Source organism: Denitrobacterium sp. (genome assembly GCF_056180635.1).
The window spans coordinates 29,745-43,308 of record NZ_JAZZJS010000061.1; the positions used below are offsets into that span (position 1 = coordinate 29,745).

6 protein-coding genes are annotated in these 13,564 nt (G+C 64.4%); 3 read left to right on the forward strand and 3 right to left on the reverse strand.

Translation table 11 applies throughout. The features are described 5' to 3' along the window. The first annotated feature begins 318 nt into the window (after positions 1-318). Both AC04P6_RS05360 and AC04P6_RS05365 read left to right on the forward strand, forming a co-directional pair. Positions 319-2,013, forward strand: coding sequence for a (2,3-dihydroxybenzoyl)adenylate synthase (locus AC04P6_RS05360; RefSeq protein WP_475565588.1), 1,695 nt, complete (start codon positions 319-321; stop codon positions 2,011-2,013). After that, positions 2,013-2,717, forward strand: coding sequence for a 4'-phosphopantetheinyl transferase family protein (locus AC04P6_RS05365; protein WP_475565589.1), 705 nt, complete (start codon positions 2,013-2,015; stop codon positions 2,715-2,717). Before AC04P6_RS05360 ends, AC04P6_RS05365 begins: the two co-directional genes overlap by 1 nt. Before the next feature lie 21 nt (positions 2,718-2,738). On the opposite strand, the gene AC04P6_RS05370 is transcribed toward AC04P6_RS05365, so the two are convergent. From AC04P6_RS05370 to AC04P6_RS05380, 3 genes are read right to left on the reverse strand one after another with little or no spacing between them, the layout of a single operon-like run. Continuing rightward, the gene (locus tag AC04P6_RS05370) at positions 2,739-3,773 is read right to left on the reverse strand and encodes a Gfo/Idh/MocA family oxidoreductase (protein ID WP_475565590.1); all 1,035 of its coding nucleotides are present in this window, start codon (positions 3,771-3,773) and stop codon (positions 2,739-2,741) included. After that, the gene (locus tag AC04P6_RS05375; RefSeq protein ID WP_475565591.1) at positions 3,773-4,744 is read right to left on the reverse strand and encodes a hypothetical protein; all 972 of its coding nucleotides are present in this window, start codon (positions 4,742-4,744) and stop codon (positions 3,773-3,775) included. The genes AC04P6_RS05370 and AC04P6_RS05375 overlap by 1 nt, the downstream gene beginning before the upstream one ends. Further along, the gene (locus tag AC04P6_RS05380) at positions 4,744-11,997 is read right to left on the reverse strand and encodes an amino acid adenylation domain-containing protein (protein WP_475565592.1); all 7,254 of its coding nucleotides are present in this window, start codon (positions 11,995-11,997) and stop codon (positions 4,744-4,746) included. Before AC04P6_RS05380 ends, AC04P6_RS05375 begins: the two co-directional genes overlap by 1 nt. A 152-nt stretch (positions 11,998-12,149) precedes the next feature. Here AC04P6_RS05380 and AC04P6_RS05385 point away from each other — a divergent pair. After that, the coding region (locus AC04P6_RS05385) for a condensation domain-containing protein (protein WP_475565593.1) at positions 12,150-13,564 on the forward strand (1,415 nt) is incomplete at its 3' end.

The window sequence follows — 13,564 nt, forward strand, 5'->3', positions numbered from 1 at the left end:
AGCGCCCTGCATGAAAAATGGCATTGCCCAAGTGGCGAATACCATTAGGTGTTCAAATACGGTTCATGGTTGCTTCGAATGTCCATTGGGGCAAAGCGGAGCGCATGGAGTGCATTCCGCTTGCGCGCATGCTCGTTCCGTTGGGGCGAAAAGGGCCGCTGTTTTGGGAAAACGGTGTTGCCGAGCCGCGGTGCCAATGGTAGAGTCATGTGAGTTAGATAAGCCTAATATCGGTTGTGGCGACTATGCAATTGTGAAGACAGGTTCGAAGGGGGCTTCGGGTCCTTTTTCCTGTCGTCGATTCTAGATGGGAGCGAAATGAGCGATAAGCTGCAATGGGGTGCGTATGCGAACGAAGCCGAGTCCATGCCGGCTCGGGGCCTTGTCGTGGGTCCGCATCCTGCGGGCGTGTTGCTCGACGGGGTCGTGCCGTATCCGTCCGACATGGCGCAGCGCTATCGCGAGCGCGGCTATTGGAAGGGCGAGACCATTGCCGATATGTTCTTCGGCGCCGTTCGCGATTTCTCTCAGCGCGTTGCAGCCGTCGATGCTGGCGGGGAGGTTACGTATGGGCAGCTGGGCGAGCGTGTGCTGCGCCTGGCTGGTGGATTGCAGCGTTTGGGGATTGGGCGGGGCGATCGCGTCGTCGTGCAGCTCCCCAACGTGTCCGTGTATCTTGACGTGGTCTTCGCGCTCTTCGAGCTGGGTGCCGTCCCCGTGTTCGCCCTTCAGGCGCATCGTCAGGCCGAAATCGAGTACTTCTGCTCGTTTGCCCAGGCCAAGGCGTATATCACCATCGATGTCTGCGAAGGCTTCAGCCATGAGTCGCTGGCTCGCCTTATGGAGGAGCGCGTGCCGAGCATCGAGCATGCGCTGGTGGTCGACACGCGCAATGGCTGCGCGGAATTCGGGAAGCTCTACGGCGAGCCGCTCGAGCATCGGGAGCGCTGCGCCCCGTCCGATGTCGCATTCCTGCAGCTCTCGGGCGGCACGACGGGTAAGCCCAAGCTCATTCCCCGCACGCACGACGACTACCTGTACACCATCCGCGAGTCGGCGCGCATATGCGGTCTTTCCCCCGAAAGCGTGCACCTGGTGGTGCTCCCCATCGCCCATAATTACACGATGAGCTCGCCTGGCGTGCTCGGGTGCATCTATGCGGGCTCGAAGATGGTGCTCGCGCCCAGCGGCAGCCCCGACGTCGCGTTCCCGCTCATCTCGCAGCATAAGGTCACCAGCTCGTCGCTCGTGCCTCCCATTGCGCTGCTATGGCTCAATTCCTCGCTTCGGTCCGAGTGGGACCTCTCATCCCTTCAGGTGCTGCAAGTGGGCGGCGCCAAGTTCAGCGAGGAGGCGGCGCGTCGCGTGAAGCCCGAGCTTGGGTGCACGTTGCAGCAGGTTTTCGGCATGGCCGAGGGCCTGGTGAACTACACGCGCCTCGATGACGAGGAAAGCCTGATCGTCTCGTCGCAGGGCCTGCGCATCTCGCCTGACGATGAAGTGCGCGTGGTGGATGATGCGGGCGTCGATGTCCCCGCGGGCGTTCCGGGCAACCTTCTTGTGCGTGGGCCCTATACCATCAGGGGGTATTACCGCGCTCCCGAGGTGAACGAACGCGACTTCACGCTCGACGGCTTCTATTGCACGGGCGATATCGTAACGCGTGACGAGCGTGGGTACCTTATGGTCACGGGGCGCAAGAAAGACCAGATCAACCGCGGTGGCGAAAAGGTGTCCCCCGAGGAAATCGAGAACCTGCTCCTTTCCCACGAAGCCGTTCACGACGCATCGGTGGTGGGCGTGCGCGACGAGGTGCTGGGCGAGAAGGTCAAAGCGTTCGTCATATTGCGAGCCGAAGCCGATGCGTCCTCGGTGAGTCCGTTCAAGTTGAAGAAGTTCCTGCGCCAGAAGGGGATTGCGGGGTTCAAGATTCCCGACGAGTTCGAAATCGTCGACGAATTTCCCGAGACGTTCGTGGGGAAGACGAGCAAGCGCGCCCAGCGCGAATCGTAATGGATACGGCAATCAACCTTGCGGGCCCGGTTGTGTGGCTCGTCGATACGCGTGGGGAAGACCCCCTCGCGCCGCAGGCAGATGCCTGGTTCACCGACGAGGAACGCTCCCGTCTTGCGTCATTCAAGTTCGAGCATCTTGCCTCGTTCTATCGTTGCGTGCATGGGGGCGTACGACGCCATGTGGGCGCATATGCCGGCGTTGCCCCCAATGTGGTGCGAATCGAGCGCTTGGCATGCCCACGATGCGGTTCCGATAGACACGGGCCTCCAGCGCTTGTGGTGGATGGCGTGCGCCTCTGCTTTTCGCTTTCGAAGTCCGACCCGTTTTATGCGTTCGCAATCGCGCCCTTTCCCTTGGGCGTCGACATCGAGCGTGTGGGAACGTCCGCCCTGGCTGGTGGTTTGGGCGATGACGCGTTTAGCTCCCGCGAGCTGCAGCGAATCGATGAGAGGGGGGAGCGCGATGCCCTGCGTCTTTGGGTGCGCAAGGAGGCGCTCGTGAAGGCACGTGGCATTGGGCTCGTGGAGCCTCCGCCGTCGCTGTGCGTGGTGGACGATACATTCGAGGCTGATGACGGTTTGTGGGCGATTCGCGATATACGCGCAGGCGAGGGCTTCGTTGCGTCGCTGTGCGTGCCCGCATGCGAGGCCTCGCTGCCAGTGGAGGTTCGTGCGTGCGGATTGACGGATGCTCTTTCGTAGCCGCCAATCCGCGTTCATGCGTTACTGCGCGCTGGGCGTGACGTCGAGCCCTTGCGGCTCGTTGATGCTTTCGGGGTAGCCCGTCGCCTTGGTGAGGGTTGTCCAGTTCCTGGCCTGCTGCATGCTTGCGGCCAGGTTCCTGTTTCCAACAGGAGCGCTGATGAGCGCATGCATATCCTGCGCGATGCACTGCGTCCAGATCTCGCTCGTCCAGTCGCCGAAGGAGCGTTCGTTGCGTTCTTCGAAAAGCGTTTTCGTGGGTGCGGCGGCGCTGGTGCGGGGAAGGCCGCGCTCGTCTCGCTCGGTAATTTCCATGCGCGCATTCCAGAGCACCGGCCCGCATACCTCCGGCATGACGAGCGTGCCCGCCTGCGTGTAGGCCTCAATGCCCATGAACAGGTGGGCGAAGGCGTCGGGGTGCGATGCGTCCGCCTGGTTCCAGATGTCGAACGAGCAGGGGATGCGCCCGAATGAGCCCGTGACGTGCACGAAGGGTCCTTCGTTCTGGGCGTTATCGATGCGCAGGCTAGCTCCGGGCTCGATGTCGCTCAGAAGGCCGCAGAGGTAATACGTCACGTGCATTGATGCGCTGATGCGCAGGCGGACAGTGTCGCTTTTTCCCGAAAGGGAACGCAGCGCGCGTACGAACGCCGTGGCTGCGGGGAGATTGCGGTAGAGGTTGCCCACGGCCAGCTTCCGGCCATGCTTTTGCGCGCAGCGGGCGAGTTCGGCGATGTCGTTCGCATGCAGGGGCGGCTCGAGCAGCACATCGTATCCGCGCTCCAGAAGCGAGCAGGCAATATCGTTGCCGCGTCCACCCAGGACCGAGGAGCGAAGCGCCACGCTGGCGATGTTCGGCGTCCCATCCTGCGGGGTGGGTATGTCGTTCGCCTGCGTGAAGAGCGTAGTGCCGTAGGCTGCCGCAATCGATTTCGAGCGGTCGCTTCCGCCCGCCCATATGCCGGCGAGGTCCAGCGTGGGGTCGGCGAATGCCGCCTTTGCGTGCATGGCGCCGAACGTCGTTCCGCAGACGATGACCTGTGCATTTCCGGGCATTACAGTTCTCCTTCTTCCGCTTCGTCCTCTTCGGGGTTCAAGATCCATCCACCGCTGATTTGGATGCATTCCCGTAGGACATTCGGCAGTGTATCACCTGCGAGTATCGCGAACGGCATCGCTTCTTGTTGCTCGCCTGGCAACCCGTTGCGCCATGCGAGCCATGCGCCCGCAGCGCTGAATTCGTAGAGCGACGGGATGTGCACGGTGAGCGTATCCTGGGCACCGGGTGTGGGGTTGACGATGATGTGCACGATGGTCTCGTCCGAGCGGCCAAGCGACGAGGCGGCGCTCATCGCCTTGGCGCGTCGTTCCAGCTCCATCGACTTGGGTGCGCGGAAAGCATCAAGCAGCGCTTCGGGCCAGAGGCTGTAGGCGCGCACAATTGAACTTGCGTCCTTGGCCAAGCTTGCGGTAACGCGATCGTGGTAGGGGATTGCCCTGCCCTTGCCTGCGAGCGATAGGGGCTGCTCGCAGGCCCTATCGAGTCCGTCGGCGTAGTCGGTGGCAAGTACGTCGAGCGCCGCCGTTGGCGTGAGCGCGCCGTTGAACTCGTATACGATCTCGATTGCGCGCGCATCGCTTGCGCCTGCGAGCGTGAAGACTCCCGCAAGTAGTCCGGGAAGCGCGCCAGCTTGCAGCACCTGGTTGCGTGCGTTGGGGCTATGAACATGCCCGAGCGAGATGAGGCGCGTGCCGCATGCGGAGCAGATGCGCGAGATGCGTTCGCCATAGCGGGCGGAAGGCCCCAGGCAGTCGATGACCGTGTCGCTTAGCGCGCAGAGCTCTTCGATGGACGCATCGCGTTCTGCGTCGAGTTCAAAGCCCCGTACGCCTTCCTCGCGCAGGGGCGTTGAGTGATACGTCCCGATGATCGTCTCGTCAGAACCGCGTTTGCCCAGTTCCCGCTTGAATGTGCGTAGCGTGGCGGCGCCCATGCGCCCACTTGCGCCCAGAATGGCGATGCTCATTACAGTTCACCTTCGTCGAAGTCTTCAAGCGCGGCCCTGTGCTCGTCGACGAGGGCGGCTGCAGCAGCGATGGACGGGGCGTCGAGGAACGCGCGCAGGCTGAATTCGTCATCGAGACGCGTACGCACGATGCGTGCGACACGGGCCGCGGAAAGCGAATCGCCGCCGAGTTCGAAGAAGCTCGCGTCGGGGTCGCAGGATTCGATGCCCAGGGTTTCGCACCAGATGGCCTCCATGCGGCGCTCGGTCTCGCTTTCCTCGCGCGTGGCGGATGATGCGGTCGTGCGGTTCAGGGCGGCCATCGCGCGCATTCTGTCGACCTTGCCGTTGCGGGAAAGCGGGAGCGTGTCGATGAACGAGACATGTGACGGCATATGCGAAGCGGGTATATGATCGCGCAGGTAGGCGCGTACCTCTGCAGTGGGTGCGGCGTCCATCTTGCGGAAGCGGATGATGTAGGCATCGTTCGTTTCCGCCTTCGCGAACCCAATGGGAACGAGGCCCACGGAGGGCGCTTCGGCCATCCAGGCTTCGGCAGCGCAGATGGTCGAGGCGTTATCGTCGGACGCGTACGGGTTGAGCGCACCGCGCGAGAGGGCCACGGCCGAAATGAGCGCGGCGGGCGAAAGGGTATCGATTTCCGCTACGACGAGCACGCCATCTTCCTTCAGGGCACTTGCCGCGCGGCTGAGCGCTGCCTTCCTGCTGTTGAAGCGATGCAAGCTGAATGGCGCGATTACGAAATCGAACTGCTGCGATTCGCAGAGGCAGTCGATGTTCGGACCGGGAATGCCCTGCACGGGCGCGTTGCTTGCAATGTGGCGCATGATGCGCTCGGATGCACCCAGGATGCCCGTTGATCCTGATGAAGGCATGCTCTTTTCCAGTAGCGAAAGAGCTGCGCGCGATGCGGGGTCGGCGAGCATGTGCTCTTCGAAATCGAGATAGGGGTTCGCGGCGAACACGTCGGTTCCCGCTTCGCCTGCCAGAAGCGCCACCAGGTCGTTCGCGATTGATTCGGGGGCGCTTACGGCGTCGCCGGCTTGCGGATGCTCGCGGATCCATTGCTCCCACACGGCAACGAGGGGTCGGTATTCGGGGTTCACCGTGTGCGCCTCGCGCAGTACGCGGGAAAGCACGGCGTGTACGTGCGCTTCATCAAGGTATGCTTCGCCCGGCTGCGAGGGTGCGAAGCTCGTGCGCGTGGGCATGGTGGGCTTGCTGCCGCTCCATGCGCGCTCGAGTGCCAAACCAATCTTGCCATCTGCGGTAATGCCTGCAATCGCGCGTCCTACCGAGGGAATGGCTTCCGCGAAGGACTCGATTTCACCCAGCTCGATGCGGTGGCCGCCCACCTTCACCTGGAAGTCCGATCTGCCGCGAATCTCGATGATGCCATTGGGGCGAATGCGCCCCACGTCGCCCGTGTGGTACTTGCGCACGCCGTCTTCCTCGAAGAAGCCCTCTTCGCCTGTGACGTAGCCCATGCCAACGCCGTCGCCCGTGATGACGAGCTCGCCAATCGTCCAAGGCGGGCATACTTCGCCCGTGGCAAGGGAGCGCACTTCGAACCCCTGGCCGGGAAGCGGGTGGCCGTATGGAACGCTCGGGTAACGGGGTTCCTCTTCCGTCCAGGCGCGTTCTTCGAGGGGCGCGAACCAATTCGACCAGATGGCGGCCTCGGTGGCGCCTCCCATGGCGACGAATCGCATGTGCGGGGCGGCCGATTTGGCGCAATGAGGCATGTCGAGGGGCACCTTGTCGCCCGACACGCATGCCATGAGCAGGGAAGCGAGTTGCTCGTCTTCGGCGCTCGCCAGGGCCATTTGCAGGAGCTGGGGAACGGAATTCCACAGCGTGACGCGCTCGCTCTGCACGATGGCGGCGAGCGTTTGGGAGTCGCGGTTGTCGTTTCCGTCGAGCGCGACAACCGTACCTCCGGCGGCAAGCGTTCCGAAGTAATCGAAGATGGACAGGTCGAAATCGGGTGACGAGATGGCAAGCGTCCGCGGCGCTTCGGACGCGGGCCACAACGCCAAGACCTGCCTAATCGTGGTCATGGCCTGGCGATGCGAGATGGCGATGCCCTTCGGCGTTCCCGTCGTTCCCGACGTGAAGATGATGTACGCCATGGCATCGGGATCGCGTGCGATGATGCGTTCTTCGCTTTGCGCCTGCTCGTCGAATGCGGTTTCGTCGTCGATTACCTGACGGGCGCCGCTCTGTTCGATGACCTGCTTGATTCGGTGGCCGTTCTGCGTCGAGGAAACGGGTACGTACACGGCTCCCTCGCAGAACAGCGCCAGGGCGCAGGCGATGCGCCGACGCACGCTCGTGCAGCACACGACAACGTGGTCGCCTGCATGCACGCAACGCGCGGCAAGGTGGTTTCGCACGATGCGCACGTCGTTTGCGAGCTGGGCGTAGGTCACGCTTTCGTCGCTCTTCGGCAGCCTGATGGCCACGTCGTTCGGGGCGGTTTTCGCATGTTCGACGAAGCGCGTATGCAGGCATTCTTCCTGCGTATTCGCAGGTGCGGAAACGCGCGCGAGCGAGGGTTCGGGCATGCGGGCGCCCCAGTCGCCCTGCGCGCTCCATTCCAGCATGCTCCAGAAGTGCGCGAATGCGTCATCGAGGAATCCCTTGGGGAACAGGCCGTCGACGTGGTCCCACGTGACGACGATGCCATCGCCTCCGAAGTCGCTTACCTGGCAATCGAGCCACGTCTGCGGTGTTTGGGAGAGTCCGAAGACGCAGGAGTCGAACAGGCTTTGCTCTTTGGCGCCGCCCTCAAGGCCCAATGCGGCGGTGAACACGACGGGGAACGACTTCCCTTGCTGGAAGAGCTCGCTGCGCACCTGCTGAAGCGCGCCCTCGGAACAATGGTCGAGGTCGGCAAGTAGGTTGCGCGTGGTGGCGCGCACCGTGTCTTCCCAGGGGCATTCCAGGTCGCGCGTGTAGCTGGACAGGACGAGTTTGGTGAAGTCGCCCACGACCTTGTCGATATCGGGATGCACTGGTTCGCGATCGAATGCGGTTACGGTAATCGTCACGCCATCGGATGCGGAGAATCGCCTGAGGGTTTCCGCATACAGCGTGAAGAGGGTCCCGGCAACGGTGGTGCCATGTGCGCGGCACGCCTCTTCGAGCTTGCGCGCGCCTTCGGCGCTGAGCGTCTTCGCCATGCGCTTGAAGCGTGGCGTACCGATGCTTTCGGCGGAACGCAGCAAGGGGAGGTCGGGCGCCTTGGGCATGCCGTCCGTGCGTGCGCGCCAATATGCGAGGCCATCTTCCGCGCGTTCTTCCAGGAAACGCGCGCGATTTGTCATGTAGTCGCTGAATTCGATGCGCGGTGCGTCGCAGAGGGGCGCTCCGAAGTATGCATCGCTTATCTCGTCGAGCAGCATGAGGACGCTGGCGGCGTCGATGGCGATATTGCAGAAGGCGATGCCCAGAATGTTGCCTGCGTCCTCTTGCGCGATGCCCACGGCTAGAAGGGGAGCATGCGAGAGGTCGAACGTGCGATGGCCCAGGGCCTCATGCATGTCCTGCGCGCTGTCGAATCGTTCGACGGGGATGCTCGATACGCTGTCGTCATAGACCTGCAGGCCGTCCTCTATGCGCATCCTCAGCATGGCGTGTCGCCTAACGATGGCGTCAAGCGCGTTTTGCAGGCGCTGTTCGCTCAGGTTGCCGATGCGGTACGCGCGGTAGAAGGTGCAGCTGATGCCGCCCAGTTCCACGGTTGGGTCTTGCCCGTAGAGGTAGGCCTTCTGCACCTGCGTCAATTCAAACGGTTCGTTCGGGGCTGCCTCGATCGTTGCATTGCCTGCGGCATCCTGCGCCCGTTCGAGGGTGAGGGCGAACTCTTCGAGTGTGGGATGCTCGAAGAGGTTTACGAGCGATGATTTCAGGCCCTGCGCACGCAACGCGGCAAGTACCTTGGTGCCGCTTAGCGAGTCGCCTCCGATGTCGAAGAACGATTCGCCGCGCCCGATGTTAGCTATGTCGAGCACCGATTCCCAGATGGTCGCAACGAGGCGCTCGTCTTCCGTTTCGGGGGCGTGGTACGCCGCTCCCTCGTTCGATCGCGAGGCCTCGAGCATTGCTTTCAGCTGCTTCATGTCGATCTTGCCATTGTGCGTGATGGGGAAGGCGTCCATGAGCAAGATGTTGTGGCATACCGCCGCAGCGGGCAGCTGTGGCTTCTGATGTTCGACGAGCTCCTCTACGCAAAGGCTCCCCTGCGCGATTACGGCCGCGCCAAGGGTGCGGTTGGATTTCTCGCCCAAAATGACGACGCGCGAGCGCGCAACGCTCGGGTGTGCGTTGATGGCGGCTTCCACTTCCGCCACTTCGATCCTGTTGCCGCGTATCTTCACCTGCGTGTCGCGGCGGCCCAGGAACTCGATCTCGCCCGAGGGCAGCCAGCGGCCCACGTCGCCCGTGCGGTACCAGCGCCCGCCGGGGCCGTCGACGAAGGCGGCCCCCGTGAGGTCGGGGCGGCCGAGGTAGCCCTCGGCCAGGCCCGCGCCGCCGATGACGATCTCGCCGGGCACCAGGTCGGGGCGCGGGGCGAGCCCGGGCCCGGCGACCTCCATGCGCTGGCCGGTGAGGGCCGCGCCGTAGGGCACCGATGCCCGCCCCGCGTCGGCCTCGCCCATGACGTGGACGTTGGACCAGATGGCGGCTTCGGTGGCGCCGCCAAGCGCCGCCACGGCGGCCCCGGGCGCCCAGCGGCGCACGCGCTCGAGCGAGTCGGTCGGCACCCAGTCGCCCGAGAGCAGCGCCAGGCGCAGCGTGGGCGGCAGCCCCGGCTCGCCGGCGTCGAGGGCCATGGTCATCTGGGCGGGGCTGGAGTTCCACACCGTGGCGCCCGCGGCCCTGGCAGCGGCGGCCCAGGCGGCGGGGTCGGCCACGGGGCCCTGCTCGCAGAACGCGAGCGAGCCGCCGGCGCCCAGCACGCCGAACAGGTCGAACACCGACAGGTCGAAGTCGAGCCCCGACACGGCCAGCGCCACGTCGCCGGGCCCGAACGAGAAGCGGGCGCGCACGTCGCGCACGGTGTTGAGGGCCGCGGCGTGCGACACCACGACGCCCTTGGGCTCGCCGGTGGAGCCGGAGGTGAATATGACGTAGGCGGGCGCGGAGGGGTCCCGTCGCGCGGGCGGCTCCCAGCCGGCCGGGGCGTCGTCGCCCGGGCGCGGCGCGGGGGCGGCCGGGCCGTCCCACCAGGGCGCGGGCCCGTCGCAGAGCAGCGCGGAGAGCCCCGCTCGCCCGGCGATGCGCGCCCTGCGGCCCTCGGGCACCGAGGGGCTCACGGGCACGTAGGCGCACCCGGCCAGCAGCGCCCCGTAGGCGCAGGCGACCTGGGAGGCGCCCCGCGCGGCGCACACGCCCACGCGCGAGCCGGGGGCGGCGCCGGCCGCCGCGACCGCCGAGGCGGCCGCGCGCGCCATGGCGGCGAGCTCGCCGCGCGTGACGCGCTCGCCCCGCGGCCCCACGCACGCGACGGCGCCCGGGTCCTCGGCCGCGCGGGCGAGGAAGCCGTCCTGCAGCAGGCCCGGGCCCTCCTCGCGGCCGGCGGCCATGGCGTCGAGCGCGGCCTGGTGGGCGCGGCGCGCGGCCAGCTGCGCCTCCGGCACGCCCACGGCGAGGGGCGCGTCCGCCCCGGCGGCCCCGGAGGCGGCGTCGGAGAGCGCGCGGCGGAAGGCGTCGAACATGGCCTCGGGCACGCCGGGGGCCAGCACGCCCGCGCGCACGTCCCAGTTCACGTGCAGGGCGCCTGCCACGAGGCTCAGCTGCACGTCGAGTGCCGTATAGGGGCTATGGCTCGTGATCCACGTGGGTTCGCCCAGGTTGGCGCGGAATTCCTCGCCGAAGAGCTCGCCGATGCCCATGGCCGAGGTGAACACGACAGATGCGCGCGCCGGTTCGTCGCGGTATTTCGTGAGGTCGCGTAGGACGTTCACGCCTGGATACTCGTGATGGCTCAGCGCTTCGGCTAGGGAACGATGCACCGCGTTTAGATTTCGGCGCAAAGGCTCGCTCGCTTGAATGTCGATGTCCACTAGCACCGAGCCGGTGAAATCGCCCACGACGTCCTCGATGCCGGGAATGTTGGTGGGGCGGCTGAACACGGGGACGTTTAGGATGAACCTCTCGTTTTCGCTCCAGTTCTGCACGACGTAGCCGAACAGCGTCATGAGGAGTGCCGTGAGCGTGATGCCCTCCTCGCGTGCAAGCGCGTCGAGCGCCTCATATTCTGCTTCCGAAAGGCGCATGTTAAGGCGATAGGAGCGCTTCTCGGGCGTTTCTGCGTCGCTTGCCAGAGGCAGACGCGGCTGTTCGGGCAAGCAGTCGAGCCTGTCGTTCCACCATGCGCGATCGGCTTCGCGCTTCTCGCTCGGCTGGGCCAGCGATTCGATGTACGTGCGGTAGCTTGCTTCGACGGGCGCAAGTTCGTCGTTGGGGTGCACGTAGTAGTGCGCTAGCTCATTCAGCACCGTGCGGAAGCTGCGCGCATCGGAGACGCCCATGTCCAAAAGCACGGCGAGAACGCTTTCGCCGTTTGCGCGCTGCACCAGGTGCACATCGAGCACCTCGCCCCTCGAGATGTCCATGGTCCTGTTTACCATGCTCGTGCGGAAGGCTTCGAATGCCTCTTCCTCTTCGCGTTCGCTCATGCGCGTGAGGTCGTGCACGGTGCAGGTGGGGTGCGCGGGTTCGCTGCAGATATGCTGGCGTCCGCTTTCGTCGACCCGGGCTCGCAGCATGGGGTGCCGCTCGAATACCTTGGCGAGGGCGAAGTCGAGGCGGTCCTGGCTGATGCCGCTCGCGGTGAACTCGTGATAGAAGTGAGCGGGCACGCCTGCGTCGCCGGCGGTATCCTGTCTGCCCGCCCAATAGGCATGCCCCATCGTGGAAAGCCCGAACGACCCATCCGCGTTCCCCTCGCGTGCGTCTGCGGTGACGGGGGAGGATGCGGGTGCTTGAGCCAAGCCGTTCACCTGGGCATTTTCCGCCAACTGCACCAGAGCATCGAGCGTTGGGGCCTCGATCGCGTCGGCATAGGAAAGCGAAACGCCCAGTTCTCCATGGGCGCGGTCGATAAGCTGCATGAGGGTGATGGATTGGAGTCCGATGTCGTACAGCGTGTCGCTTCCTTCGAGCTCTTCTGGCTCTGCACCGACTAGATCGCCGATGTTTTCGTATATCCAGGGTTTTAACGTTGGGAGGCTCACTGAAATCATCTATCTTTCTTACATATATGGAAAAAAATTCGAACAAGAGATAACAAACTTTCCGAGTTAGTGTATCCTGACATCCGCACAGTTAGCAATACCTAACTTTTTGAATGAACGCCTTGAGGGCGCGTAGGGTAAACCGGCAAGAAGGGCATTTCATGAATCAATTAGCTGCGGAAATAATTTCCGATGCCGCAAAACGGGGAGTAAGGCTCTGGGTGGAAGACGGGAAGTTGCGCTTCCGCACCGAGCGGGGGAAGCTGCCCGACGACTTGCGTGCGAGCATCAAGTCGATGCGCTCTGAAATCATGGAGGAACTGGAACGTGGTCCGCGCCAGACGCTGGAGGCCCATCCGGAAGACGCGCATCAGCCGTTCCCCCTTACCGACGTGCAGTCGGCGTATCTGCTGGGCCGTCGTGATGCCGTGGCAGGTGGCGGCGTTTCCTGCCACGCGTATTTCGAGATTGGCGCGCGCGAGCTGGACGTTGCCGACGTGCAGCGTGGGTACGAAGCCGTCGTTGCCGCGCACGATGCGTTGCGCACCCGATTCGACGAAGCGGGGTACCAGCAGGTGCTTCCCGTTCAGGATGTGGAAGTGCCGCGGGTCGTGGAAGCTCATAGCGACGACGAAAGCGCCCTGATCGACATGCGCGAGCATATGTCGCACATGGTGCACGATGCCTCGCTGCCCCCTCTTATGGGAGTTGGCTACAGCACGCATGGCTCCGTACGCACCGTGCATGTTTCCATCGACTTCCTCGTGGCCGACTGGACCGGCATTATGCGCATTCTCGACGACCTGTTCGAGGTCGCGCATGGGCGCTCGCTTTCGCTTGATCCCGCGCGCATCACGTTCCGCGATTACGTGCTGGCCCTTCAGCGCGAGGACGACTCCGCGGCGCGCGCGTATTGGCAGAGTCGTTTGGGTGATATATCCGTTGGCGCCGACGTTCCCATGGGCGGCGAGTGGGGGAGCCGATTCTCGCGTCTTTCCACTACGCTCGATGCGGGGCAGTGGGAATCGTTCCGGGAAGCGGCAAGCGGCATGGGCGTTAGCCCCAGCGCGCTTCTTCTTGCCTTATATGCCCAGGTCATTTCATTCTGGTCGGCGCAAGAGCGCAACGCCATCACGGTGACGCTCTTCAATCGCCGTCCGTATCACGAGGACGTGCCCATGCTCGTGGGCGATTTCACGTCTACGGGCTTCGCCGTCCTGGGCTCGTCGACTGCCTCCCTGCGCGATGTCGCGCGCGAGGCCGCCGGCGAACTGGGGGCCATCGTCGAACACAGCGCGTATTCGGGCGTTAAGGTCATTCGCGATGTCGTGAAAGAGCTCGATGGGGAAACGCCGAATTACCCGTTCGTCTTCACATCGGCCGTTTCCGACGACCGTGCGGGGGAATTTGAGCATAGCTGGTCCATCGACTACGGAATCACGCAGACGCCTCAGGTGGGAATCGACTTCCAGGCCGCCACGATTGGCGGCGCCCTGCACGTGAACTGGGACGTGCGCGCGGGCGTGCTGGCCCCCGGCGTGCCCGAGGCCATGTTCGACGCCTTCCGCCGCGCGCT

What these genes read in the sequence shown, in the direction of transcription:
- AC04P6_RS05360 (WP_475565588.1), top strand. Translation starts at nt 319, where the DNA reads ATGAGCGATAAGCTGCAATGGGGTGCGTATGCGAACGAAGCCGAGTCC.
- AC04P6_RS05365 (WP_475565589.1), top strand. Translation starts at nt 2,013, where the DNA reads ATGGATACGGCAATCAACCTTGCGGGCCCGGTTGTGTGGCTCGTCGAT.
- AC04P6_RS05370 (WP_475565590.1), bottom strand. Translation starts at nt 3,773, where the DNA reads ATGCCCGGAAATGCACAGGTCATCGTCTGCGGAACGACGTTCGGCGCC.
- AC04P6_RS05375 (WP_475565591.1), bottom strand. Translation starts at nt 4,744, where the DNA reads ATGAGCATCGCCATTCTGGGCGCAAGTGGGCGCATGGGCGCCGCCACG.
- AC04P6_RS05380 (WP_475565592.1), bottom strand. Translation starts at nt 11,997, where the DNA reads ATGATTTCAGTGAGCCTCCCAACGTTAAAACCCTGGATATACGAAAAC.